We start from the raw sequence: 23,970 nt of genomic DNA on the forward strand, positions 1-23,970 counted from the left end.
TTGACGGGACCTGCCGGAAGTGTCCAGCCGCCTTTCCTCTCCGGCCCGTGGGCCCCGCCCGGTACGCGGCGAGCGTCGTGCGGCCGCGCGCCGGACGTCGGCACGCGAGCGCGCGCGCCGGCCCCCGCGCGTGCCCGGCGGCGTAACCGGCACGGCGGCTCCCGGCTCGTGCCTGGCCCGCGTGCCGCGTCCCGTCCTCCGGTCGTACCTCGCCCGCGTGCCGCGCCCCGTCCGGCACGGGCGGCATCCACCGGGGCGCCCCACGATCACGCGGCCCCGCGGCGGACGGCTGACAGACGCCCCACCGCGGCTGCCTTCCGGCCGGGTGGGTCGGACACCAGCGGGACGGACGCGGAGAGGAGTCTTGCGTGCGGTGAGCATCAAGTGTTGTCGGGGCTTGGTCAACACGCTTCAATGCGGGGAAACTGCGCGCCGCCAACGGCGGGGTCCGCTTGTGAACGAGCCCCGCACGCCCCCCGGGCGGCCCGGAACGACCTACGCGCACGGTCTGACCAGCCGTCGTGAACATTCACAGAAAGGCCCTCTGCATGCGGCACGGCACACAACACGCGGACCTCGTCCCGGCGGAGTTGGAGACGGCGCTGCGCGGCGGCCCGTTCCATGTGGCGCTGCGGGCCGCGATCGCCGCCCGCGGGCTGCCGCTCCAGCGCGTGCAGCACCATCTGTCGCGGTACGGGGTCAAGGTCGGTGTGACGAGCCTGAGCTACTGGCAGCAAGGCGCCCGCCGCCCTCAGCGCCCCGAGTCCCTGCGCGCCGTACGCGCCCTGGAGGAGATACTCCAGCTGCCGGACGAGTCACTGATCAGGCTGCTGACCAAGGACGACGAGCGCCCCGGCTCCGACCGCCCCCCGGGCCGCTCGTACCGCTCCCTGGTGGAGGCCTCGGACGTGCTGGAACGGCTCCTCGCCGAACTGGAGTCACCGCTCGACGGCGGACTGCACACCATCGGCCACCACGAACGCGTCCGCATCGGGGCGCGCCGGGAGCTGCTGGCCCGCGACTCGCACCACATCGTGCGCGCCCACCGGGACGGCGTGGACCGCTATGTCGCCATCCACCACGGCGACCCGGGATGCACCCCGGAGCGCATCAGGGTGCACGCGCTGGAGAACTGCCGCACCGGCCGCGTCCGGTGGCACCACGAGACGGGCGTCCTGGTCGCCGAGCTGCTCTTCGACACACGGCTGCGCACCGGCGATACGTTTCTCTTTCGCTACGGCTTCGAGGACGGCACCGCCGGCACGTCCTGCGAGTACGTCCGTGGATTCGGCCTGGCGGGCGGGCAGTACGCGCTCCAGGTCCGCTTCGACCGGGAGGCGCTCCCGGTGCGCTGCCACCGTTTCACCCAGCACTCCCCCGCCGCGCCGCGCAGCGGCCGCCAGGAGCTGCCCCTGAGCGGACGCCACCGCTCGGTGCACCTGGTGGAGCCGCGGGTGCGGTCGGGGATCGTGGGGATCGGATGGCAGTGGGAGTGACCCGGCCCTCCTGAACCTCAGGCCACCGGGCCCGCCACGATGTGGCCGCTCTTCATCTCGACGGCCAGCTCGGGCAGCGGCTCGGTGGCCGGGGCCTGCACCACCTTGCCGGTGACGGCGTCGAACCGGCTGCCGTGGCAGGGACAGACGAGCGTCGTCCCCGACAGCTTGTCGATGGCGCACCCGGCGTGCGTGCAGATCGTGCTGTACGCCTTCAGGGAGCCGTCCTTGGCACGGCTCACCACGACGTTCTCGTCCCGGTAGAGCCTCGCGCCCCCCTCGGGGACCTCGCTCGCGGCCCCCAGCGTGACCGGCGCGGTCGGCGTCACGGGCGCGGCACCGCCGTCTCCGCCCGCCGAACAGGCCGCGAGGCCGAACCCGGCGACCGGGGTGAGCGCGGCCCCGCGCAGGACGGTACGACGGGTCGCGGAGGGACGGGCGGGCATGAGATCTCCACAGGTCAGGGGCGGCGCACCCCGGGACGGGGCACGCCGACGATACCGGTAGCGATGGTTCCATTTCGGGTAGGGCGGGGAGCCTGGTGGGCGGTCAGAGGACGTAAACGTTTGCGCAAGCGTTTACGTCCGTGGCCGAATGGGATACCTTCCCCGCCAGAAGGCCCGAGGAGGGGGACGCGATGGCGACCATGGTCGATGTCGCACGGAGCGCGGGCGTCTCCGTGGCGACCGTCTCGCACGTGCTGAACGGCACCCGCCCGGTGCTCCCCCGCACCCGCCAGGCGGTGCTGGACGCCATCGACGAGCTGGGCTACACACCGAACACACTCGCCCGCTCCCTGGTGACCTCCCGCACCCGGTCCATCGGTCTGGCGGTCTCCGCGATCAGCAACCCGTACTTCACCGAGATCCTCCAGGGAGTGGAGGCCGGGGCCCTGGAACACGGCTACGGTCTGCTCATCGCCGATCCGCATGACGACCCCGTCCATGAGCGCAAGGTCGTCCAGCTCCTGCACGAGCGCCGCGTCGACGGCATGATCGTCGCCCCGTCGGCGGACCCGCGTGGACTTCTCGCGCTGCTGGGGCGGCACGGCGTACCGACCGTGTTCCTCGACCGGCTGGTCGACGGCATCCCCGCGGGAGTGCCCCCGCGCCGCGCCACTGCCGGGGACACATCAGTGCGGGACGCCGGGGACACATCAACGCGGGACGCCGGGGACACATCAGTGTGGGACGAGGACGCCGACGCGCCCTTCCGCTTCGACCAGGTCTGCGCGGAGAACGCCGAACCCATGGCCCGCCTGGTCGCCCATCTCACCGGGCTCGGCCACCGGCGCATCGGACTGGTCGCGGGCCTGCCCGGGTTCAGCACCACGACCGAGCGGATCAGCGGCTACCGGCACGGTCTCGCGGCCGCCGGACTGCCCTACGACGAGCGGCTGATGGCGCGGGGCGACTCCGCCGCCGAGGGCGCCGAGCGCGCCACCGCCGCCCTGCTGTCGCTCGCGGCACCGCCGACGGCCCTGGTCACCGCCAACAACGCGATGACCATCGGAGCGCTGCGCGCCCTGCGTGACCGCGGTCTGTCCGTACCGGACGACCTGGCTCTGTGCTGCTTCGACGACTTCGCCTGGGCGGATCTGTTCTCGCCCCGGCTCACCGCGATCTCCCAGCCGAGCAGGGAGATCGGCGCCCAGGCCGTACGACTGCTCCTGGACCGGCTGGAGGCGCCGGACCGCCCCTCCCGTACCCTGCGCCTGCCCTGCACGTTCGTCCACCGCACCTCGTGCGGCTGCCCCGACACCCCCGCCGAGAAGGGAACCGTCTCGTGATCGTCGTCGCCGGTGAGGCCCTGATCGACCTGGTCCCGCAGGGAGCGGGCGCGCTGGCACAGCTGAAGCCCGCGCTCGGCGGGGGCCCGTACAACACCGCCGTGGCGCTCGGCCGGCTCGGATCCCCCACGGCCTTCTGCTCCCGTACCTCGTACGACGCCTTCGGCGAGGCCCTGCTGGACGGGCTGCGCGAGGCGGGCGTGGACGTCTCGGCCGTGCAGCGGGGCGCCGAGCCGACCACACTCGCGGTCGCCACGGTCGACGAGAACGGCTCGGCCATGTACTCGTTCTACGTGGACGGCACCGCCGACCGGCTGTTCACGGCGCCGGCCCGCCTTCCGCAGGGCACGCGGGCCGTGTCGTTCGGCACCTGCTCGCTCGTCCTCGAACCGGGTGCGAGCGCGTACGAGGAGCTGATGCGCAGCGCCGCCGCCCAGGGCGTGTTCACGTCGCTCGACCCCAACATCCGCGCGGGGCTGATCCCGGATCCCGACGCCTATCGGGCCCGCTTCAAGAGCTGGCTGCCGTCCGTGTCGCTGCTCAAGCTCTCCGCGGAGGACGCCCAGTGGCTGGGCGGCACCCCACGCGAGTGGCTGGCCTCCGGCCCGGCCGCCGTGGTGATCACCCATGGCAGTGACGGACTGACGGCCTTCACCCGCGACGGAGCGGAGCACTCCGTGCCGGGCGTGCGGGTCGGCGTCGTGGACACGATCGGCGCCGGCGACACGGTCAACGCGGCCCTGCTGCACGGCCTGGCCGCCCGCGATGCCCTCTCCCCGGAGGCGGTGGCCGCCCTGGACGCCGACGGCTGGACCGAACTGCTGGGCTTCGCGGCCCGCGCCGCGGCGATCACCTGTTCCAGGGCCGGTGCGGAACCGCCGTACGCGTCCGAACTGACCTAGACCGCCGTCGAGGACCCGGCGACGGCCTGGACCGTGGTCGGACACGCCCCATTCAGCCGCGCACCGCCCGCAGGTCCCCGGGTGTGCGTCCGCTCAGCCGGTCCAGGGCCGTGGCCGTGGCCTCGTCGGCCGGGAGAAGGACCACCAGGCGCCGGCCCTCGTCGGGCAGGGCGAGTGTCTCGTACGCGAGACGCAGTACACCGGCCTCCGGGTGCGCGACGAGGCCGGTCCCGCTGCGCAGGGGCATGGAAGGCACGGCGGAGAGCCGGTCGGCGGAGGGAGCGTCCGCGGTCACCGTCAACTCGTCGGCCCGCGCGGCGACATGCGGATTCAGCCGGACATGCAGTTCGTGTGAGCCGCGGAAACAGGGCGGCTGACCGTGCAACGAGCGGCGCCCCGCGGGGAGTTCCCACGGGGCGCCGTACTCTCTTCGGACGGGTCGGGCCTCGTCCGGTGTCACCGCTCAGGCCTTGCGCGCCCGCGTGGTCTTCTTCGCGGGTGCCGCCTTCTTCGTGGCTCCGGCCGCCTTCTTGGTCGCCGTGTTGTTGGCCGTCTTCACGGCCTTGGCCGTCGCCGTCTTCCTCGCCGTGGACGTGGCCGCGGCCGTCTTCCTGGCCGCGGTCCTGCGCGGGGCCTTCACCGACGCCGCGTCGCTGATGCGGTCGGCGCCGAGGATCTCGCGCAGGAACTTGCCGGTGTGGCTCGCCGGGACCCCGGCGACCTCCTCGGGCGTGCCCTCGGCGACCACCAGACCGCCGCCCGCGCCGCCCTCGGGACCCATGTCGACGACCCAGTCGGCGGTCTTGATGACGTCGAGGTTGTGCTCGATGACGATGACCGTGTTGCCCTTGTCCACCAGCCCGCCGAGCACCTTGAGGAGCTTGCTGATGTCCTCGAAGTGCAGACCGGTGGTCGGCTCGTCCAGCACGTAGACCGTGCGTCCGGTGGACCGCTTCTGCAGCTCGCTGGCGAGCTTCACGCGCTGGGCCTCACCGCCGGACAGGGTGGTCGCGGACTGGCCGAGGCGGACGTAGCCGAGGCCGACGTCGTGCAGCGTCGTCAGATGACGGGCGATCGCCGGGACGGCCTCGAAGAAGTGCAGGGCCTCCTCGATCGGCATGTTCAGGACCTCGGCGATGGACTTGCCCTTGTAGTGGACCTCCAGGGTCTCCCGGTTGTAGCGGGCGCCGTGGCAGACCTCGCAGGGGACGTACACGTCCGGGAGGAAGTTCATCTCGATCTTGATGGTGCCGTCGCCCGCGCAGTTCTCACAGCGGCCGCCCTTGACGTTGAAGGAGAAGCGGCCGGGCTGATAGCCGCGGACCTTCGCCTCGGTGGTCTCGGCGAACAGCTTGCGGATGTGGTCGAAGACACCGGTGTACGTCGCCGGGTTCGACCGCGGGGTGCGGCCGATGGGCGACTGGTCGACGTGCACGACCTTGTCGACGAGGTCGTCGCCGTCCACGCGCGTGTGCCGCCCGGGCACGTTCCTCGCGCCGTTCAGTTCGCGGGCCAGGTGCGTGTACAGGATGTCGTTGACCAGCGTCGACTTGCCGGAGCCGGACACGCCCGTGACGGCCGTGAACACGCCCAGCGGGAACGACACGTCGATGTCCTGGAGGTTGTTCTCCCGGGCGCCGTGCACCGTGAGCTGCCGGGACGGGTCCCGCGGGCGCCGGATGTCGGGCAGCGGGATCGACTTCTTGCCCGACAGGTACTGGCCGGTCTGCGACTCGGCGTTGGCCAGCAGCTCCTTCAGGGAGCCGCTGTGCACGACCTTGCCGCCGTGCTCGCCGGCGCCGGGGCCGATGTCGACGATCCAGTCGGCGACCTTGATGGTGTCCTCGTCGTGCTCGACGACGATGAGCGTGTTCCCCATGTCCCGCAGCCGGACCAGGGTCTCGATCAGCCGGTGGTTGTCCCGCTGGTGCAGGCCGATGGACGGCTCGTCGAGCACGTACAGGACGCCGACGAGTCCGGAGCCGATCTGGGTGGCCAGACGGATGCGCTGGGCCTCACCACCGGACAGCGTGCCCGCCGCGCGGTTCAGCGACAGGTAGTCCAGGCCGACGTCGACCAGGAACCGCAGCCGTTCGTTGACCTCCTTCAGGACGCGCTCGGCGATCTTCTTGTCGCGGTCGTCGAGCTTCAGCTCCCGCAGGAAGTCCGCGCAGTCGCTGATCGACATCGCGGAGATCTCGGCGATCGACTTGTCCATGATCGTGACGGCGAGGACGACCGGCTTGAGGCGGGTGCCCTCACAGGTGGGGCAGGGCACCTCGCGCATGTAGCCCTCGAAGCGCTCACGGCTGGCGTCGCTCTCGGCCTCGCTGTGCCGGCGCTTCACGAAGGGGACGGCGCCTTCGAAAGGCGTCGTGTACACGCGCTCGCGTCCGTACCGGTTGCGGTAGCGGACCTCGATCTGCGTCTTGTGGCCGTAGAGCAGGGCCTTCTTGGCGCGCTGCGGCAGGCCCGCGAAGGGGATGTCGGTCCGGAAGCCGAGCGCGTCCGCGAGGGCGCCGATCAGGCGGCCGAAGTAGTCCTTGGTGTGTCCGTGCGACCAGGGGTGGATGGCGCCCTCGTCGAGGGTCTTCTCCTCGTCCGGGACGATCAGCTCGGGGTCGACCTCCATGCGCGTGCCGATGCCGGTGCACTCGGGGCAGGCGCCGAAGGGCGAGTTGAAGGAGAAGGAGCGGGGTTCCAGCTCCTCGAAGGACAGGTCGTCGTACGGGCAGTACAGGTGCTCCGAGTACATGCGCTCGCGCTCGGGGTCGTCCTCGGGGAGGTCGACGAAGTCGAGCACGATCATGCCGCCGGAGAGACCGAGCGCGGTCTCCACGGAGTCGGTCAGACGGCGCTTGGCGGAGTCCTTCACCGTGAGGCGGTCGACGACCACCTCGATGGTGTGCTTCTCCTGCTTCTTCAGCGTGGGCGGGTTCGAGAGCTGGATCGTCTCGCCGTCCACGCGCGCGCGGCTGTAACCCTTGGTCTGGAGATCGGCGAAGAGGTCGACGAACTCTCCCTTGCGCTCGCGCACCAGTGGCGAGAGCACCTGGAACCGGCTCCCCTCCGGCAGCTCCAGTACCTTGTCGACGATGGCCTGCGGCGACTGGCGCGAGATCGGGCGGCCGCACTCGGGACAGTGCGGCTTGCCGATGCGCGCGAAGAGCAGACGCAGGTAGTCATAGACCTCGGTGATCGTGCCGACCGTCGAGCGCGGGTTGCGCGAGGTCGACTTCTGGTCGATCGAGACCGCCGGCGAGAGGCCCTCGATGAAGTCGACGTCCGGCTTGTCCATCTGACCGAGGAACTGCCGAGCGTACGAGGACAGCGACTCCACGTAACGCCGCTGGCCCTCGGCGAAGATCGTGTCGAAGGCCAGCGAGGACTTGCCCGACCCCGACAGGCCCGTGAAGACGATGAGCGAGTCGCGCGGCAGGTCGAGCGAGACATTCTTCAGGTTGTGCTCGCGCGCGCCACGGACGATGAGACGGTCGGCCACGCCGGTCCGCACCTTTCTTGAGAGAAGCGACAGGGGCGGGGCCCCTGTGCTTTCTCAGACTAGGGGGAGCCACTGACAACGCCGGTCGGATTCCAGGGTTCATAACAATCCCCGCCCATCCAGCATGCCCGACGCCGCACTCGACCATATAGCACGCGCATTCGATTAGCGGGCCCGGTTCACCTCCTTCACCCGAAGGAGTGGTGCGGCTAGGGTCGGCCTCATGACGGATCACGCGCGCGACCTGGCGTCTGTACGTGACGCGACCGACCGACTCCTCACCGCATCCGCCGCACTGCACAACGCCGCCGTGGCCGAGCCGTCACGGCTGCCCGGCTGGAGCCGCGGCCATGTCCTCGCCCACCTCGCCCGCAACGCGGACGCGCTCGTGAACGTGCTGCAGGGGCGCCCCATGTACGTCTCCGCGCAGGCCCGGGACGCCGACATCGAGCGGGACGCCCCGCGTCCGCTGGACCTGCACCTCGCCGACCTGCGCGAGAGCGCGGCCCGCTTCGAGGAGGCGGGGGCCGCAGTCGCGGACTGGTCGCGCACGGTCGAGCTGCGCAACGGGGTCACCGACACCGCGGGCCGGTTGCCGTTCCGGCGGTGGATCGAGGTCGAGCTGCACCACGTCGATCTCGGCATCGGGTACGAGCTGGAGGATCTGGCTCCGGAGTTCGTCGAGCGGGAGATCGACTTCCTCGCGGCGCGGTTCACAGGAGGTCCCGACGTACCGCCCACCCGTGTCACGGACGGCACGCGCGCGTGGAGCACGGGCCGGCAGGCGGCCGAGCCCGAGGTCACCGTCCAGGGTCCCGCGCCGGAACTGCTCGGCTGGCTCTGCGGCCGCCGCGACGGTTCCGCCCTGAAGGTCGAGGGAGGACCGCTGCCGACGCTGCCCCCGCTTTAGAGCTCCGAACAATGTGCGTTCCGATCAGCTCACGGCGGCTGGCACTCCCCCCAAGCTCTTCGAGCAGGGGGTACGCCCAGCTGCGTTGCCGGAAGGTTCGGCCCGTCCCTGCCGCCTCAGCCACGGACGACTCTCTGCCCGTCCCCGCTATAGGCTGCCGCCATGACGTACAGCGGAGCGGTGAAGGTCGGCGGCCCTGCCGACGTGCACGAGCTGCAGGACCTGATGATCACCAAGATCGCGGTCGGCCCGATGGACAACAACGCCTATCTGCTGCGCTGCCGGGCCACCGACGAGCAGTTGCTGATCGACGCGGCCAACGACGCGCGCACCCTGCTCGGCATGATCGGCGACGACGGCATCGCCTCCGTCGTCACCACACATCGGCACGGGGACCACTGGCAGGCGCTCGCCGAGGTGGTGGCGGCCACCGGCGCGCGGACGTACGCGGGCCGGGACGACGCCGAGGGCATCCCGGTGCCGACGGACGTCCCGGTCGAGGACGGGGACACGATCCGGGTGGGTCGCGTGGAGCTCACCGCGCGCCATCTGGTGGGCCACACGCCGGGGTCGATCGCCCTCGTCTACGACGACCCGCACGGGCATCCGCACGTCTTCACCGGGGACTGCCTCTTCCCTGGCGGTCCTGGCCGGACAACACAGCCCGAGGATTTCCGCAGCTTGATGACCGGGCTCGAACAGAAGGTCTTCACTCTGCCAGACGAGACTTGGATCTACCCGGGCCACGGCAACGACACCACGCTCGGGGATGAACGGCCGCACATTGCCGCATGGTGGGCGCGCGGCTGGTAGACCGCCCAGCCCCACCACCTGATTCCACGCGATCGCAAAGGAGCCCCCAGCCGCACGGCTGGGGGCTTCCGCCTTGTGTGCCATCAGGCCGTGCCGGATTCACCGGCCTCCGAGTCTCCCGCCAGCACGATTCGGCGCACCTGTTGACGGGTGTACCCCGTCGCCTCGCAGATGTCCTTCTGCGCGACGCCGTCAGCGTCCGCCTGCCTGATCGCCGCCGCTAGCTCCTGCCGCAAGATCTCGGCCCGCGTCTCCGCTTCTCTGAAGCGCTGGGCCATCTGCGTCAGTGATCGCTTATCCATGACACATAGTGTTCCATCCGTCATCATGGAACCTGATGTTACGCAGACTGGCAGCATTGTCCAGCGTCAAACCGCTTGACGATGGAACACAATGTTCCCTAGAGTGGAGTTGTCGACAGGGGAACCAGCCGACAACGCAAGCGGCCCCCGACCCGGGCTCTCACACACCGGTTCAGGGGCCTGACGGAACAACCTGACGCAACAGGAGTCCGCTGTGCTCAACCTTCTCATGTCCCCCCCCCGCAGGGTCCGCACGGTCCGCGGCCTGATCGGGACCCTCGTCGAGTCGGCCGCTGACGCGGTCCGCTCTCTCGCCGCACCGGTCGAGGAGACGGAGGCCCCGGACCCGGCCGGCCTGTACGAGCCGGAAGAGATGCCCGACACCGACGTGATCGAGGCCGCTGCCGCCGCGTTCGAGCGTGCCGCGGACCAGGCCCGCCGCGCCGACAGGTCGAAGCGCGCCGCCCGCAAGGTCCTCGACCGGCTGCCCGCCGGCCTGTACGGCCGCTTCCGGATCTTCCGCACCCCGTCCTCGCGCCAGACGCCCGACCTGGCCGCCATCACCGCCACCTACAAGCGGCTCAACCTCGGCCCCGTGCCGATGAAGCCGTGCGCGCCGTCGCTGAAGGTCGAGCAGGTCGAGTCCGAGTCCGCCCACACCGCCGCGTCCGCGGCCGTCACGGTCTGATCGGGGTGCTGAACATGACGAACAAGACCACCGCCGTGTCCGCGGAGCGTTCCGTGAGCCTGGTCCTCGAGGCCGAGGTGATGATGGACGCCGACACCGGCATGCTGTCGCTGGTTGCCAGCACCGACCACCACATGGCCGACTTCGGCGAGGTCTGCCCGGCCCGTCTGCGGCGGATGGTCGCCGAGGCCCGCGCCAAGCTCGACGAGTTCGAGCGGCTGGCCGACGAGTACGAGGCTATCGACACGCTGCGCGCAATCCTCGCCGAGCATGATCTGAGCCTGATCGAGGCGCCCCTGGACAAGCTGGCGGACGTCAACGACGACCTCGCCGACCGGCTGGCCTGCTGGGTCATGGAGACCCCCGGCGGCCACGGTTACGTGATCGTCCCTCAGGAACAGGGCCCCATCGAGCGGCTGCAGACCGTTTCCGCGTTCATCGCCGGCCGGGAGCGTGCGGCGTGATGACCGAGGCCATCCCGGGTATGCCGTCGAGTTCTCCGACGATCTGCTGCGCGCCATCCACCGCGAGACCGCCTGGTCCGTGCCGGAGCCGGAGCGCCCGATCCACCTCGACTGGCGGGACCGCTGCAGCGACCTGCACGTGCGGAAGGCGGACCGGTGACCGAGCCACGACACCCCCTGTACGGGGCCGCCGCCGCCCGTCCCCGCCTTGCTGGCCGCGCTGATCGATGCCGTCGACCAGCGGGACCGAGAGGGCATCTGTCTTGCCGCGCACCTGGTGGTGCGGGCCGCCGCCCCAAAGGAGTTGGGCGAACGATGAACACCAACGACATGACCACCGGGCCCCGTGCCCGGCTTACCAGGGGCCAGGCCTGGATCCTGGCCGCCGCCACGCTCCCGATGATCGGAGGGGGCGTGGCCGGTGCCGTCGGCACGTACAGCAACATCACGTCCGTCTTCCACCGGTCGGCGACCGCGCTGGGTGTCGTCGCCGCCGGCGAGGGCGCCACCCTCGTCCTGGCCCTCGTCCTGGTCGGCCTCACGATGCTCGGGCAGACCGCCCCGGCGCCTGTCCGCCTCGGGCTGTGGCTGCTGCCGGCGTCCGCGTCCATCACAGGGGCGATCGTCGCCCCGCATCCGACGGACGCTGTCATCTTCGCCGTCACCCCCTTGGCGATGACCGTGAGCGCCGAGGGCCTCGGTTTGCTGGCCCGCCGCATCGTCGTGCACCGCACGGGCGTCGACATGGAGGCGCAGCGGCGGAACGCGGAGACGGTTCAGCGGCTCGCCTACCACCGGGCCCGTGCCGCGAACCACCCGAGCAAGGGCGCCCGCTGGCGCTCAGAGCGGGCGTCGTGGCGACTCGCGAAGCGGGTCGGCGTCGGAGATGCGGAGCTGGGCGCGCGTCTGGTGGAGGTGCAGCGCGACCGTCTGTGCGACGGAGCCGACGCCGCCCTGGCCGACATGTTCGGCGTGACCGCCGGGCTGGAGTTGCCCGCGGCCGGCGGCGGAGAGGATGACCGGAACAGTGAGCCGGTCACCGAGCCTGCGGCCGTCGAGCCGGGCGAGGTGACCGTCGAGCGGGCCGACGACGACCAGCCGCCCGCCGTCCCGGCGGCGCTCGAGGTGGTCATCCCGCCCGTGGGGGAGCTGGCTGCCGTTCCGTTTCGCTGGGAGGACGTGGAGGGGGCCGAGTGGCCCGCCAAGGTGACCACTGCCGTCGCTGCGGAAGTGCCGCGGCAGGTCATCACGGAGACGGTCACGCTGACCCCGGTGGAGTTGCGGCGGCAGGCGCGCCGACTCAACCGGCAGGCGCTCGCCGAGACCAGTCGCCCGGTGACCATCAAGACCCTGCAGGACGAACTCGGCTTGTCGCGCCGTGAGGCGACCGAGCTGCGGCGGGAGATCGTGCCGGGGGTGCGGTCATGAGGTGGCTCCTGTTCGGTGCCCTGATCGGGCTGCTGATCGTGTACCCGTCGCTGGTCACGCTGGTCGCCGCGGTTGTGGTCGCCCTGTTGTCGAAGCCGGTTCCGGTGGCGTTCGCCCTCGGCCTGATCGCCGGTGTCCGCCTGCGCCGGTCGAGGAGGTGGACGGCATGAACGAGCCGACCCCGCTCGCGAAGGCGGAGGCCGCCGTGTCGGAGGCGGAGAACAACTCGGCCGCCGTACAGCTGGCGCTCGCCGCCGTCGAGCTCGCCAAGACGGCCGCCGCCCAGCAACAGACCTTCCAGCAGCAGGGCTGTCAGCACCACCACGGCCAGGACTTCAACGCGCGGAAGTGGTTGACGCTCGGCGGCCTCGCGATCGTCGGCGGCTGCGTCGCCTGCTTCCTGGCGATGGCGTTCGCCGTGGCCGCGGTCGCTGTCGGCATCGGCGGCGCCTGTGCCACGGGCTGCTTCCTGATCCTGCGCTCGCTGTGGCGCGACTACCTCAACACCCGCTGACCAGCAAAGGAGCCCACCCCCATGAGTGCTCGTTCTCGTGCCGTCCGTGAGCGGCAGACACGGATCGGCCGCATCGCCCGGCAGATGAACCGCGACCACGGCCGCGTCCGCCCCGACGACGTCACGTGGATCGCGATCAGTGCCGGCATGAAGACGTCACCCGACAAGGTCCGCACCGTCCTCGCCCGCATGGGCCTGCACCGCTGACCAGGAGGAGACCCATGCCCGACGACCCGAAGCTGACCATCGCCGAGAAGGCCGCCATCGTCCGCCTGGAGCTGCGGGGTCTGCGCCGCGCGGCCGCCGGCATCGAGCACCAACCGGACATCGACCGCGGCATCGAGCGCATCCGCGAACGGGCCCGGAAGCGGGCCGCCAACGGCAAGCAGTAGATCCGCCCCGGGGACGGCGCACCACGACCAAGCAGACGCCGTCCCCGGGCCCCTGACCGCCTCACAGACGACAGGAGAAGACCATCATGACCGAAACCCTGATCGGTGCCGTCAACGGGCACGACAAGCCACGGGTGTCGTTGCTGAAGTTCGGGCCCGAGCAGCCGGCCGCGCCCGTCGTCGAGCCGCAGGCCGCCGTCGAGGCCGTCGACCGCCCGGACAACGCGCTCGCCGACTGGCTGACCGTGCCCGACGTGCCGATCCTGCCCGTGTGGGCCCGCTCGGCGGCCTCTCTGAAGGCCAACACCGCCGCCGCGGCCCGCCTGTGCGTCTGGCACGCCCGCTACCACTCGCTGCGCATCCCCAAGTACGCGTTCCGGCTCGCCTACCTGGCGACCAAGGGCGCCTGGCGGGCAACCCGCGGCCTGTGGCCCACCCTCACCGCGCACGATCGCAGTGCTGCCGTGAAGGCGTTGCGCGCCCAGGTCCGCGAGCGCCCCGAAGACGTCGAGATGGCCGTGCGGTACGCGCTACTGCACCGCGAGCGCACCATGGCCCGACGCTGGCGGTTCGGTACGGCCGCCGTCGCGGTGGCCGGCGCCGCCGTCGGCTGGGAGCTGGCCGATCCGCTGCTGCAGGCCGCCATGGCGGCCGCGGTGACCGCGCCCCTGGCCTACCTCGGTCGGGGCGAGGACGCGAAGCTGCTCGACAACCCGACGCCGCCGCTGCGCGTCGACATGAACGCCCAGCAGCTCAACGACGCTCTGCGCGCCGCGGGCCTGCTGAAGCAGGGCAAGGGCGACGACGAAGGACCGCGCATCACCTGCGTCATGGGCCCGGTGCGCCACGGCCGCGGCTGGTCCGTCATCTTCGACCTGCCCAAGGGCGGCGGGAAGACGGCCGCTGACGTCCTCGCGAAGCGCACCACGATCGCCGCCGAGCTCGGCGTCGACGAGATCCAGGTCATCGCCGCCCGCGTCCGCGCAGCTGGTGGCGGGCACGCCGGGCGGGTGTCGATGTGGATTGCTGACGATGACCCGTACCTGGGCGACCCGGTGCCGTCGCCGCTGGTCAAGATGGAGCGCTTCTCGATCTGGGAGGCGCTGCCGTTCGGGCAGGACGCCCGCGGTACCCGGATCACCGTGCCGGTCATGTGGCAGTCCCTGTTCTTCGGGGGCCTGCCCCGGCGCGGCAAAACCTTCACCCAAAGGCTCATGACCGCGGCGGGCCTGCTGGACCCTTTCGTCAGGCACTACATCGCCGACGGCAAGGGCGGCGCCGACTGGATGCCGATGAAGGCGGTCGCGCACCGGCTCGTGATGGGCGCCGAGGATGACGCCGTCGAGGCGCTGAAGGCCATGCTCAAGGAGCTCCTGGCGGAGATGGAGCGCCGGTTCGTGCTGCTGCGCGGCCTGCCCGTCTCCGTCTGCCCCGAGGGCAAGCTGACCCCGGCGATCGTCGAGAAGTACAACGTGCCGGTCATCTTCGTGACGATCGACGAGTTGCAGGAGTACTTCACAGCGATGGAGAAGGACGACCGCGAGCAGGTCATCAATGACCTGTGCCGTATCGCACGGCGCGGGCCCGCGGCCGGGTTCATCTGCAACTTTGCCTCCCAGCGGCCCGACGCGGACAGCGTCCCGACCAAGCTGCGGGAGATCATCACGCTGCGGTATTCGACGCAGGTTGTCGACCAGACCAGCTCGGACATGATCTTGGGCAAGGGTAAGGCTGCACAGGGCGCCGACGCGTCCGTGCTGTCAGAGGAGCACAAGGGCACGGGTGTGCTGGTCACGGGCCCGGCGTCGTTCGTGACGGTGCGGGCCGACTTCCTCGACGGCCCGGCGTTCTCCGAGCTATGCCAGCGCGGCCGTGCGCTGCGGGTGAAGCACGGGCAGCTCACCGGGGACGCGGCCGGCGACATCACCGCCGCGGCCGACTCTGCGGGCCTGACGATCGCCCCCGTGCTGTCGGACTGCCTCGACGTGATGCGGCACACCGACCGGATGCACACCGTCGACCTCCTCGACCGGCTCGTCAACGTCGACGAGGACCGCTACGGCGACTGGGACGCCGAGCGCCTGGCCGCCGAACTCGAGGCCGCGGGCGTCGACCGCACCACCAAGCAGGTTAAGGTCGGCGGAAAGAACCTCGCCGGCTACCGCAGGAGCGACCTCGAGGCGGCCGTGCCCGCCGAACTCCTGCTCGCCGCACGGCGGGTAGAGGCCACCCCCTCTACGAACCCCGCTACGGACACCCCTTCCGGCGACACCGCCGAGGGCGCCTGATGTAGAGGCCCCCCGCTACCCCGGTAGTGACCTTGGTAGAGGGCCCCCACCTGCAAAGTAGTGCCCGTAGAGGGGTACAGAGGCCCCGCGTCCGAACCTGCGGACGGGGGGCCTTTCTGCGTTCAGGGGGCGAGCAGCAGATGCCCGTGGTCGACGAGGACCGCCCGGACTTCGGGTACGTCGCCGAACTCCTGCAGCCGCTCGAGGACCGTGCGGGTGCGCACGGCCGTCCGGTCCGACGTGAGGTCGCCGGACAGTTCGATGACGCGCAGCGCCTCGGCTGCGGCCTGCTCGGGCTCGTTGGCGTCGGCCAGGGCCACCGCCAGCCACGACCGGTACAGCGCCAACTCTCGGGCGTGCGTGGCGTCGTAGCGGGCCAGGACGTCCGTCAGAAGGGGCACGGCGCGCAGCGGCCGGTGCAGCTCTGTGAATACGCGGGCGTCCATCACCTCAAGTTCCTCGCGGCTGACCCAGTACGCCCAGAGCGGCGCCTCGCCGCCGGCCTCGTCGGTGAGGGCGTCGTGTGCCTCGCCCAGCGCCCGAATCGCTGGCTGTGCTTCCCCGGCCCTGGTGTGCGCCCACGCCACCCGGTCAAGGAACAGGGCGCGCGTTATGCCCGGGGCGTCCTCGCCGGCCTCGTCGACAGCGGCCTGCGCCAGGGCGATACCGTCCTGCTCCCGCCCGGTGTTGCTCCACTGGTAGGCCAGCGATCCGGCAAGATTCGCCGTCAGCGGCCCGTCGCCCGCCTGCCGCGCCGCGGAGATACCGAGCCGGTAGGCGCGCTCGGCGTCCTCGAGGCGGCCCGCGTCCGACGCGATCCATCCCGTGATCTGTGCCAGCTCCCCGATCTGCACCAGCAGTCCGCGCCCCACGCCGTCGGTGTACGTGGACTCGCGGTGCAGGGCCACGGCCGCGGACAGTTCCCGGAAGGCGGGCACGATCAGATCTCCACCCGACACAAGGTCGTCGGCGAGGCGCAGACCGTGCACTCGACCCGCCAGGCCGGTAACCGTGTCCGCGCCGATGCGGCGACCTGTACGCGCCTGTAGCGGCTCGAGCGGGTCTCCGGGAGGCAGGAGCTGAGCGAAGGTCGCGGCGGCCCCTGGAAGCTGCGCCAGGCGGTCACCGCGGGCGTAGGCCACCGCCTGCCGTAACTGCGTCTCAGGCGTAGCCAGGGCGGCGGCGAGGAACGGAAGCCACGTGTCCGGCACGCGTCCGCCCCGCTCCCAGCGGGACACCTCGTTACGGGTGATGGACTGCGTCCCCGACAGCGCACACAGGAGAGCGGCCAACTGCCGCTGAGACTTGCCGGTGTGGCGGCGCAGCCTTGCCAGATACAGCCCGAACTGGCGTCTGCAGTCATCTCCCACGAGGCCCCCTCCTGCAGCCAGTGTGGCCCCCTCCTGGCCCCCCTCGGGGCTCCTTCCCCAGCACGTCACCCGCGATTCGATGACAGCCCGTACAGCGCCCCGGCGACCGCGCGAACGGCCCCGGGGCCGGCCGACTGGTTGGAGTCGACGTGCCGCACCGTACCCCCGCGCCATCCGCAACGGCAGAGTTCGCCCATGTTCCGGTGGACATCGCCACCATGCGCACCGCCGCCCGCCGCCTGCTCGACGAGGACGCCGAACTGCCCAGCGTCGAGGAGCTGGAGACGCTCACGCTGCTGCTGCGCGGAAACATCATGCTGATGATCCCCGAGGTGGAGAAGGCCACGCTCGGCCTGCCGAAAGACGATGTTCCGCGGGCCTGTGCTTTGGCCTGCGTCGGCGAGTCCCGGATGCGCCTGGGTCTCGAGCCGGGGCCCGGCTTGCCCGCCGGCATCGCGCACGCGCAGCGCCTCGCCCGCTCCGTGAACGCCCTCTGCGACCACCTGGAGAACTTGGGCGGCGATCAAGCATGACCGATGCGCGAAGCGTGTAGGCGCGCGACCAACAGAGCTCCCGCCCGGCCGGTGAATCCCGCGAAGAACCACGGCCGGGCGGGTCATCCCCAACCGCTTCAAGCGAACGGAGATCACCGTGAGCGTACCTCCGAACCCCGGACCCGACCCGGAGCCCATCCCTGTCATGGCCCGCATGCTCATCACCGACGAGCGGTTCGCCAGCTGCCGCGGCACGGTCATGGACGCCAACCCGGACATGGGTGAGGAGATGGCCGGCCGCATCGTCGACGAGGCGCTGAAGTTCGTGGCGGCCTGCGCGAAGAACCCGGGCGTCGGCCTGGCCCCGTCTCGGATCGTGGATGAGGGCTGGCACGCCCTGATCCTGCACACCGCCATGTACGCCGACCTGTGCCAGCGGCTGGGCGGCGCCTTCGTCCACCACTACCCGGGCTGGGACCCCACGAACTACGACCCGCCGATCCTGGACCGTACCCGCGAGAAGATCGCGGAACTCGGCTGGAGCGCGGACCCGGAACTGTGGGGGCCGCCGTCGGACGAGACGCTCGTGTCCGTGGCGGCGAAGTGCCAGCACGCTCCGGAATGCACCATCCGCCCCATGCCGAAGCCCGAGCCGCCCGTAGTCTGAGCGCTGGAGGTGCCCGTATGGATGAGTGGATTGACCCGCGGTACGCGCAGCTGGTCGCGGCGTGGAAACGCGCGCAACAACCGGACTCCCGCAACCCGCAGGAACCCAGGGCAGAACGCGGATTCCTGATCCCGCGCAAGCCCTGACCTGCACGACGGCCCCGGTCGGAGGACAGCCTCCCGCCGGGGCCGTTCCACGTCTCCCCGGGCGTGCCGCAGACGTGCCGACACCCCGCGAACCTGCTGGTCAAAGCCGCCGAACCGCATCCAAGGTTTGATCCTCGCGAGTTGCTGACTCTGGAGCGCTCGGCTTCCTCATGACGATGCCGTTGCGGATCGCATCAACTAGGTAGGGATCCAGAGCCAAGAGGGCAGCGCCGTCCCCCAAGTTCCAGCCAAGGGTCACGGCCGATCGCGACCCCGTAGTGCAGCCGACTACGCAGACTACGCGGGCGAGTGCAGCACATGTGCACCGAGGAGATTCAGCCGGTCGCACCGCATCGTGCGGATTTCTCCAAGACACCCGCGTCCTCCACTGGCAGGCTCGCCTGGTCTTGGGTTCGGGATCCCAGTGACCACGAGATCCCTGCGCGGCGCGGTCCGCTTCCGCTGGCGCGAGGTGACGCCGGCAGCACGAGCGGCCACGTCAGTGACTAGAACCACCGAGGAGAAGGAGATTCCGGATGAAACGGGGCGCTTTTAAGCGGGGGCTCGCGGTTGGTGCCTCCCTGATCGGATTCAGTGCGGCTGCCATGGCTGTGCCGACCACCGCATCCGCGGCGGGGGAACTACAGGTAACGGTTCACACGAACTACGCCGACGACATCCAGGTGTCGGGCATCAACCAGTACGGCAATTACGTGGAAACGGGCTGGATTGCGACACCCAACGCCTGGACGCGCGTTCCCAACTGGTGGTGGCGAGGATCCGTGACCGTCCACGGGGTCGGCCGCCACAACGGCCGCACCCTTGAGTCGTATGTCTCCTGCCGTATTGTGCCTGGTGGCACGCCCAATTACGCGGACTGCTACGCCCTGTAGTCGGTCGCTGGTGTAGGCCAGCCGTGGCGTAACCTGCGTGGCCCTCTGCACCACGCAGGTCCGTCGCAGCCTTGTCGTGACTGAGCCGGGGCCTATCGGAGGCCCCGGCAGTCCCGAGCACCCTCTCGGCGGGACGGCAGGAGCATAACCGGCCTCGTCGAGGAGCTGTCAGCTGAGTCCGTCTGCCGCCGCCTTGTACGCGGCGGCCTGTGCCGGAGTCAGGTAGTGCGACACCCGCACGAGCACCGTCCCGTGCACGTAGTCGTACTCGGCGAGCGCGGGCATCGACTTGGTGACGGCCTGGATGTACTTGGCGCGGGCGGCAGCGTCTGTCGGGTCGGTGAAGACTTCGATGGCGCCGCCGCGGTCGACGTCGCCCGGCTTCGTGAACTGCACGTCGCTCGCCTTGATCCGCGAGTCCGTGAACGTGATTTTCGACGTGTACTGGTTCGGGCGGCCGAGCAGGTGGTTCGGGTCGTTGTCCGCGGTGACGGTGCCGGAGAGCTTCGCCGTGGGCACCGCGGCGGACAACTGCTTGAACGCGCTGGTGGCGTCCAGCTTGGATGCAGCCGGCTTCCCGATCGGGACGCTGCCGTCGACGGTAGGCGTTGCTTTCCCGTTGTTGCAGGCGGTGGTCAGCAGCAGTACGGCGGCGGCGATGGGCAGGACGAAGCGACGCACGAGGCCCCCCTGGGCAGTGTGGTGATTGTGTGCGGCCACAGTGGCAGCTGTGTGCAGAATGCGCGCTGATGTTGCCGCACCGCGGTGACCAGGCGCAATACCCCTCGAGAAGAATTTGCTGCATACACGTTGTTGCGCCCAGCCACCGTTAAGCATCTGGTCGAGCCCCGATCCGGTTCGCACGTCTTCTGTGTTCGCGGTTTCGGCTGCCCTCCGCTGGCCCCGCGCGGTGAGCGTCCGCTAGCGGACTGGGACGCAATACCCCAATGCGGAGCAGATGGCGGCTCTCAAGCGGGAGATGGGCCTCACCCTCGGCGGCTTCTGACGGGACGGGCGCCCGACGTCAGTAGCTCTGACGGATCGAGGCGCCGACGAGCACGCCATCGGCGACGGTGTACGTGCCCTCATACGTCTTGACCGTGCCGTCGGTCTGGGTGGCGTACAGCACGGCGTGGACACGAGACGCCCCGAAACCGCTGACGGTGCCCAGGGTGATGCTCTCGGTCGTGGCGAACCCGGACACCCACCGGCCGTAAGTGGTACCCGCGATGTTGGAGCCGCCGAGCGCCCACGCGGCCCTGTAGTCGTGATCGGTGATGTCCTGGTAGTACTGCGAGACCACCGCCGAGGCGTTGGACAGCTGCGGCCTGGCGGGAGGCGGAGCCGGGGCCGCCGTGCGGACCGCGGCGGCCGTCGTAGCCGGTGCCAGCGACGACGGCGTGGGGCTGGCGGTTGCGGGCGTCGGGCTGGGCGACGCCGAGGACGGCACGGTGCGCGTCACGGTGACGGCCGGAGTTGCCCGGGAGGCCGTTGTGGCGGCGCAGGCAGTGACAGGCAGGCAGGCGAGCAGGACGACAGCCGAGACGGTGCGGCGCACGATTCCCCCCAGAAGTGGCGCGATTTGGTGCAGACACTGTGACAGCCGTGAAGGCATCGGGCGCACACCGTTGCCAGAACGTGACGAGCGGTCATGGCGCCTGCAACGCAGTACGCCCCGCCTACCCGGCTCGGAGGGTTCCGGGGAGGCGGGGCGCTGCACGGTCCCACCCCTGGGCCGTGCAATCCCGCTGGAGTCAGGAGCGCGGCCCATGTCAAACCGCACACCAGCGGGGGCTTGAGGTCTCAGCGGCGGCCCCGCCGCTTCTGGGCGGCGATATCGAGGTGGGCCAGCCTGCCTGTCGTGGCCCACTCGCCGACCACCCGCGGATCGGCGTCCTGTACGTCCTGAGCGGTGATCTCGCCCGCGTAGTCCCGAGTCAGCAGCGCCCGGCCGCTGGCCCGATACGCGAGCAGGTCGTTGTAGGTGCGCGGCGCGCCCGGCGCCTGCTCCTGAGGCTGTGTGGGGGTCTCCTGGCCGTTCGTCGGCGGCTGCGGCTGCGGCTGCTCGCCGGCAAGCCGGTAGGCGGCGTTGGTCTGGACGGCCTCCCGGACCGCCTCGGTGACCCTGCCCAGATAGCCCGACGTGTCCGGGCCGAGCGCGGCAACCCGCTGCATCAGGTCCCGCGAGTCGAGCAGCGCCGCAGCGTCCGCGCCCTGCTCCGTCGCCGCCAGATGCACGGCCAACTCCGCTGCCGCCGGTACCGGCCTGTCTGTGCTCACTGAAGCTCACCCGCCAGCCACAGATCGATGTCGCGCTGACCGAGCTCGAGCAGGTCCCCCGACCGCAGTAGCGCCAGCTGGTGCGTGTTCGGGTCCTTGTACAGCGGCACGAGCGCGCCGCCACGGCCCCGGAGCAGACGCTCCGGCCGCTCGACGGCCCGCAGCGGCACCACCGGCCGCACCTCCGCCGCGGCGGCCTCGAGGTCGCCGCGGAGCACCAGGCCGAGCGCGAGTTCGACCTGCTGCCGGACGGGCGTCACCCGCTGATCCTTGTGGATGATCGACTCCCGGTCGACCGCCACTTGCGCCGAGGTACGCCGCGGCCCGCCGGGGGCAAGCGGCTCGACGCCGAATTCAGCGGCGGCGGCGATCAGATCCGCCACCCGCCCGTCGTGGGCTGCGGCCATCTCCCGTACCCGCGCGATGGCCTTCGCGGCGTCCTGCAGGGCCGCGCGGATCGTCCCCGCGGTGTCGTCCGCGGCGAGCCGGTCGACGCCGGCGCCGACCTCGGCGAGGTAGTCGAGGCGGGCCTTCTGCCGATCCTGCTCGGCACGGGCCTGCGCGCCCTGGGCGGACAGGGTCGCGTGCCGGAACTTGTCCCGCAGCTTGTGAAGCGCCTCCGCGGTCACGCTCCGGTCCCCGGACGCCAGCCGCGCCTCAGCCTGCCTCACCTCGACGGTGGCCTGCTGTACGGCCGCCTCGGGGTCCTTCACGCTGCTTCCTGCCATCGCCGTCGTCTCCTGTCGTAGGCGCTGTCCGCTTCGATCTGCCAGTCACGGCCGCTCTTGCGGGAGCGCAGAACCCCGTCCGCGGCGAGCTCCCGAACCCGCCGAGCTGACAGGCCCATCACCTTCGCTGCCTCACCAGACGTCAGATACGTGACGGCCGGCTGGACTGGCGGAACCACCCTGCGCCCACGGGTTCCGCTAGCGGCGGACAGCTGCGCCCGCAGCAGCCGCAGCCCAGGAAGAGCCGGCAGACCGCCGTTGCGGGCCTCGAACACGTCGAGGCCGTAGCCGAGCAGGACAGCGACCAGCCCAGCCAGCTCCAGCGGCACCACCACCCCGCCCGGCTCGTCCTCAACCACCCGCATCAGCCCGCCTCCCGCGCTATCCGACGCAGATGCGACCCCAACAGTTCGGCCAGGTCGCCGTCAGCGACCGTGCGGCCACCCGCCAGGCGCACCGCCTCCGCCGCGTAATCGGCGAGGACCTCGGCCACGGCCCGCACATCGCAGTCATCGAGCAGCGTCGCCACCGCGACGTCATCGCCGCGTAGCTGAGCGGCCATCACCGCTAGGGCGTCCCGCGTCGGCGGGTCGATGGCGCTCACTGCTCGCCGCCCGTCATCCCGGCAAGCCATCGGTCCACGTCCGAGTAGTCCGAGCGGCCCCGGTCCGCTTCGATCAACCTCATGTACCTGTCGAGCAACGCGACCGCCCCGCCGATCAGATCCCGGCGCGCCCTTGGCGGCGGCTCCGGCATCGTCCGGGACAGCACCGTCGGCGTGCTGCCGCCGACGCCCCAGTACTCGGTGTGCGGACGTCGCAGCCGCGCCAGCTCATCCCGGGACAGCGCGAGGAGTTCCTCGGCCAGCTCGGCGCGGCGCGCAGCCGCATCCACCTGACGGGCCCGGGTGGCGGCCTGCGTCTGTCGGCGATCCAGGACCACCCCGGCAAGCCGGCACACCGTCGACACCGAGCCGGTCGAGGAGCCCACCTCCGCCGCGATCTGCCGTACCGGAAACTCCTGCTGCGCCAGGGCGATGATCTGCGCCCGCTGCTCATCCGACAGCGGACGCTGCCCACCCGCGCGTGCGTGCGCCGCCCCTGAACGTTCACCGCCCATCGGAAGCCCCCTCGGTGCCCATCAGGGACCGCAGCAGCTCCCTGGTGCGCTCCGCGGCCTGCTCACGGCTCACCTGGTCGTGGTCGGCCATCAGGGACACGGACAGCTCCACCACCATCAGCAGCCCATCGACGAGCGGCCTGCAGTCGCAGGAGCAGGACCCGATCAGAGCCCGCTCGCCCTCGGCATCGCGGCGCAGCCGGGCGCCGACGAGCGCGACCGCACGGGCCAGGTCCTCGCGTCTCACTCGGCACCTCCCGCAGCGTCCTCGGTGCCGGCCGCGCCCTGCGTCTGCTCGTAGTACGCCCCGAGGGCTTCCTGAAGCCTGCCAATCATGCTGCGCGCGTCGTCGGTGCTGGTGTCGCTCTGCATGGCCACCAGCCGCGCGTGCCGGTCCAGCAGGGTCGCCGCCGTCTGCGCGATCGCCAGACGAGCCGACGGATCCGGCTGCGGAAGAACGTGCTCCATGTACTGCGGGGAGGGGCCACCGACGAACGCGTACACCCGGTGCGGGCGCGCCAGGCGATCCAGCTCGGCACTGGTCAACTCCAGCAGCCGCACGGCCATCTCCGCGCGTCGGGCGCTGGCATCGGCGACACGGGCGGCCGTCGCCCGCTCCGTCGCCGACCGGTCGAAGGCCACACCCATGACCTTCGCGTTCCGGGTCACCGTCGACGGGGCGACGTTCAGGGCCTCGGCGATCTGCCGCACCGACATGCCGGCCTCGGCGAGCTCGGCAAGCCGCAACCGCTTCTCGTCGGACAGCAAAGCGATCACCTCTCTTC

32 protein-coding genes are annotated in these 23,970 nt (G+C 71.0%); 18 read left to right on the forward strand and 14 right to left on the reverse strand.

The genetic code is table 11. The annotated features are described in order from the left end of the window. Window positions 1–548 precede the first annotated feature (548 nt). Window positions 549–1,496: a hypothetical protein gene (locus tag ASC56_RS13880; RefSeq protein ID WP_055491674.1), complete on the forward strand. Its 948-nt coding sequence runs from the start codon at window positions 549–551 to the stop codon at window positions 1,494–1,496. Window positions 1,497–1,513: 17 nt separating this feature from the next. Here the strand turns inward: ASC56_RS13880 and ASC56_RS13885 are convergent, their stop codons facing one another. Then, window positions 1,514–1,942, reverse strand: coding sequence for a Rieske (2Fe-2S) protein (locus ASC56_RS13885; protein WP_055491675.1), 429 nt, complete (start codon window positions 1,940–1,942; stop codon window positions 1,514–1,516). 191 nt (window positions 1,943–2,133) lie between these two features. On the opposite strand from ASC56_RS13885, the gene ASC56_RS13890 reads away from it, so the two are divergent. Continuing rightward, entirely contained in the window at window positions 2,134–3,285 is a 1,152-nt protein-coding gene (locus ASC56_RS13890) for a LacI family DNA-binding transcriptional regulator (protein WP_055491676.1), read from the forward strand. Further along, window positions 3,282–4,187 (forward strand): carbohydrate kinase, encoded by a 906-nt coding sequence (locus ASC56_RS13895; protein ID WP_055491677.1) that lies wholly within the window; start codon window positions 3,282–3,284, stop codon window positions 4,185–4,187. Before ASC56_RS13890 ends, ASC56_RS13895 begins: the two co-directional genes overlap by 4 nt. Before the next feature lie 52 nt (window positions 4,188–4,239). Here ASC56_RS13895 and ASC56_RS13900 read toward each other — a convergent pair whose 3' ends face one another. Together ASC56_RS13900 and uvrA are read right to left on the reverse strand one after the other, a co-directional pair. Beyond that, window positions 4,240–4,647 (reverse strand): hypothetical protein, encoded by a 408-nt coding sequence (locus ASC56_RS13900; protein ID WP_159039643.1) that lies wholly within the window; start codon window positions 4,645–4,647, stop codon window positions 4,240–4,242. 3 nt (window positions 4,648–4,650) lie between these two features. Then, the gene (gene uvrA, locus ASC56_RS13905) at window positions 4,651–7,689 is read right to left on the reverse strand and encodes an excinuclease ABC subunit UvrA (RefSeq protein WP_055491679.1); all 3,039 of its coding nucleotides are present in this window, start codon (window positions 7,687–7,689) and stop codon (window positions 4,651–4,653) included. A gap of 223 nt (window positions 7,690–7,912) precedes the next feature. Between uvrA and ASC56_RS13910 the strand changes: the two genes are divergently transcribed. Together ASC56_RS13910 and ASC56_RS13915 are read left to right on the forward strand one after the other, a co-directional pair. Then, window positions 7,913–8,599, forward strand: coding sequence for a maleylpyruvate isomerase family mycothiol-dependent enzyme (locus tag ASC56_RS13910; protein ID WP_055491680.1), 687 nt, complete (start codon window positions 7,913–7,915; stop codon window positions 8,597–8,599). Window positions 8,600–8,761: 162 nt separating this feature from the next. Next, window positions 8,762–9,412 (forward strand): MBL fold metallo-hydrolase, encoded by a 651-nt coding sequence (locus ASC56_RS13915; RefSeq protein ID WP_055491681.1) that lies wholly within the window; start codon window positions 8,762–8,764, stop codon window positions 9,410–9,412. 83 nt (window positions 9,413–9,495) lie between these two features. Here ASC56_RS13915 and ASC56_RS13920 read toward each other — a convergent pair whose 3' ends face one another. After that, entirely contained in the window at window positions 9,496–9,714 is a 219-nt protein-coding gene (locus ASC56_RS13920; protein ID WP_055491682.1) for a hypothetical protein, read from the reverse strand. A 229-nt stretch (window positions 9,715–9,943) separates the two neighbouring features. Between ASC56_RS13920 and ASC56_RS13925 the strand changes: the two genes are divergently transcribed. The 9 genes from ASC56_RS13925 to ASC56_RS13950 all read left to right on the forward strand — a co-directional run bounded on the left by ASC56_RS13925 (window position 9,944) and on the right by ASC56_RS13950 (window position 15,488). Beyond that, complete coding sequence (locus ASC56_RS13925) at window positions 9,944–10,402, forward strand: hypothetical protein (RefSeq protein ID WP_055491925.1); 459 nt, start codon at window positions 9,944–9,946, stop codon at window positions 10,400–10,402. Window positions 10,403–10,416: 14 nt separating this feature from the next. Next, entirely contained in the window at window positions 10,417–10,866 is a 450-nt protein-coding gene (locus ASC56_RS13930; RefSeq protein WP_159039644.1) for a hypothetical protein, read from the forward strand. Further along, window positions 10,856–11,026 (forward strand): hypothetical protein, encoded by a 171-nt coding sequence (locus tag ASC56_RS40590; protein WP_159039645.1) that lies wholly within the window; start codon window positions 10,856–10,858, stop codon window positions 11,024–11,026. Before ASC56_RS13930 ends, ASC56_RS40590 begins: the two co-directional genes overlap by 11 nt. A 155-nt stretch (window positions 11,027–11,181) precedes the next feature. Next, a complete protein-coding gene (locus ASC56_RS37935) occupies window positions 11,182–12,294 on the forward strand; it encodes a hypothetical protein (RefSeq protein WP_234376954.1) in 1,113 nt (370 codons plus the stop codon). Further along, window positions 12,291–12,464, forward strand: coding sequence for a hypothetical protein (locus ASC56_RS41180; RefSeq protein ID WP_199835984.1), 174 nt, complete (start codon window positions 12,291–12,293; stop codon window positions 12,462–12,464). Before ASC56_RS37935 ends, ASC56_RS41180 begins: the two co-directional genes overlap by 4 nt. Then, complete coding sequence (locus ASC56_RS13940; protein WP_055491684.1) at window positions 12,461–12,808, forward strand: hypothetical protein; 348 nt, start codon at window positions 12,461–12,463, stop codon at window positions 12,806–12,808. The genes ASC56_RS41180 and ASC56_RS13940 overlap by 4 nt, the downstream gene beginning before the upstream one ends. 21 nt (window positions 12,809–12,829) lie before the next feature. Further along, window positions 12,830–13,015 (forward strand): hypothetical protein, encoded by a 186-nt coding sequence (locus ASC56_RS13945; RefSeq protein WP_055491685.1) that lies wholly within the window; start codon window positions 12,830–12,832, stop codon window positions 13,013–13,015. Window positions 13,016–13,029: 14 nt separating this feature from the next. Then, a complete protein-coding gene (locus tag ASC56_RS40595; RefSeq protein ID WP_159039646.1) occupies window positions 13,030–13,200 on the forward strand; it encodes a DUF6257 family protein in 171 nt (56 codons plus the stop codon). An 86-nt stretch (window positions 13,201–13,286) separates the two neighbouring features. Then, a complete protein-coding gene (locus ASC56_RS13950; RefSeq protein ID WP_055491686.1) occupies window positions 13,287–15,488 on the forward strand; it encodes an FtsK/SpoIIIE domain-containing protein in 2,202 nt (733 codons plus the stop codon). A 122-nt stretch (window positions 15,489–15,610) separates the two neighbouring features. On the opposite strand, the gene ASC56_RS13955 is transcribed toward ASC56_RS13950, so the two are convergent. Further along, a complete protein-coding gene (locus ASC56_RS13955; RefSeq protein WP_234376955.1) occupies window positions 15,611–16,858 on the reverse strand; it encodes a helix-turn-helix transcriptional regulator in 1,248 nt (415 codons plus the stop codon). A gap of 203 nt (window positions 16,859–17,061) precedes the next feature. On the opposite strand from ASC56_RS13955, the gene ASC56_RS13960 reads away from it, so the two are divergent. From ASC56_RS13960 to ASC56_RS13970, 4 genes are all read left to right on the forward strand, one after another. Continuing rightward, window positions 17,062–17,391 (forward strand): DUF6415 family natural product biosynthesis protein, encoded by a 330-nt coding sequence (locus ASC56_RS13960; protein WP_055491687.1) that lies wholly within the window; start codon window positions 17,062–17,064, stop codon window positions 17,389–17,391. Between the two features lie 166 nt (window positions 17,392–17,557). Further along, entirely contained in the window at window positions 17,558–18,019 is a 462-nt protein-coding gene (locus tag ASC56_RS13965) for a hypothetical protein (RefSeq protein WP_055491688.1), read from the forward strand. Between the two features lie 17 nt (window positions 18,020–18,036). Further along, window positions 18,037–18,165, forward strand: a complete 129-nt coding sequence (locus ASC56_RS42790; protein ID WP_267887626.1) for a hypothetical protein — start codon at window positions 18,037–18,039, stop codon at window positions 18,163–18,165. 536 nt (window positions 18,166–18,701) lie between these two features. Further along, window positions 18,702–19,058, forward strand: a complete 357-nt coding sequence (locus ASC56_RS13970) for a hypothetical protein (protein WP_055491689.1) — start codon at window positions 18,702–18,704, stop codon at window positions 19,056–19,058. A 168-nt stretch (window positions 19,059–19,226) separates the two neighbouring features. Here ASC56_RS13970 and ASC56_RS13975 read toward each other — a convergent pair whose 3' ends face one another. The 9 genes from ASC56_RS13975 to ASC56_RS14015 all read right to left on the reverse strand — a co-directional run bounded on the left by ASC56_RS13975 (window position 19,227) and on the right by ASC56_RS14015 (window position 23,953). After that, window positions 19,227–19,739: a hypothetical protein gene (locus ASC56_RS13975; RefSeq protein WP_055491690.1), complete on the reverse strand. Its 513-nt coding sequence runs from the start codon at window positions 19,737–19,739 to the stop codon at window positions 19,227–19,229. 343 nt (window positions 19,740–20,082) lie between these two features. Further along, the gene (locus tag ASC56_RS13980) at window positions 20,083–20,616 is read right to left on the reverse strand and encodes a hypothetical protein (RefSeq protein WP_055491691.1); all 534 of its coding nucleotides are present in this window, start codon (window positions 20,614–20,616) and stop codon (window positions 20,083–20,085) included. 245 nt (window positions 20,617–20,861) lie between these two features. Next, window positions 20,862–21,338 (reverse strand): hypothetical protein, encoded by a 477-nt coding sequence (locus tag ASC56_RS13985; RefSeq protein ID WP_159039647.1) that lies wholly within the window; start codon window positions 21,336–21,338, stop codon window positions 20,862–20,864. Then, window positions 21,335–22,066, reverse strand: a complete 732-nt coding sequence (locus tag ASC56_RS13990) for a hypothetical protein (RefSeq protein WP_159039648.1) — start codon at window positions 22,064–22,066, stop codon at window positions 21,335–21,337. Before ASC56_RS13990 ends, ASC56_RS13985 begins: the two co-directional genes overlap by 4 nt. Further along, complete coding sequence (locus ASC56_RS13995; RefSeq protein ID WP_055491694.1) at window positions 22,048–22,431, reverse strand: helix-turn-helix domain-containing protein; 384 nt, start codon at window positions 22,429–22,431, stop codon at window positions 22,048–22,050. The genes ASC56_RS13990 and ASC56_RS13995 overlap by 19 nt, the downstream gene beginning before the upstream one ends. After that, window positions 22,431–22,670 (reverse strand): hypothetical protein, encoded by a 240-nt coding sequence (locus ASC56_RS14000; protein ID WP_055491695.1) that lies wholly within the window; start codon window positions 22,668–22,670, stop codon window positions 22,431–22,433. The genes ASC56_RS13995 and ASC56_RS14000 overlap by 1 nt, the downstream gene beginning before the upstream one ends. Continuing rightward, the gene (locus tag ASC56_RS14005) at window positions 22,667–23,185 is read right to left on the reverse strand and encodes a hypothetical protein (protein WP_055491696.1); all 519 of its coding nucleotides are present in this window, start codon (window positions 23,183–23,185) and stop codon (window positions 22,667–22,669) included. Before ASC56_RS14005 ends, ASC56_RS14000 begins: the two co-directional genes overlap by 4 nt. Next, complete coding sequence (locus ASC56_RS14010) at window positions 23,175–23,432, reverse strand: hypothetical protein (protein ID WP_055491697.1); 258 nt, start codon at window positions 23,430–23,432, stop codon at window positions 23,175–23,177. Before ASC56_RS14010 ends, ASC56_RS14005 begins: the two co-directional genes overlap by 11 nt. Next, window positions 23,429–23,953, reverse strand: coding sequence for a helix-turn-helix domain-containing protein (locus ASC56_RS14015; RefSeq protein ID WP_055491698.1), 525 nt, complete (start codon window positions 23,951–23,953; stop codon window positions 23,429–23,431). The genes ASC56_RS14010 and ASC56_RS14015 overlap by 4 nt, the downstream gene beginning before the upstream one ends. Between the last annotated feature and the right edge of the window lie 17 nt (window positions 23,954–23,970).

Origin of the sequence: Streptomyces sp. TP-A0356 (assembly GCF_001417775.1) — a bacterium.
Taxonomy (GTDB): Bacteria; Actinomycetota; Actinomycetes; order Streptomycetales; family Streptomycetaceae; genus Streptomyces.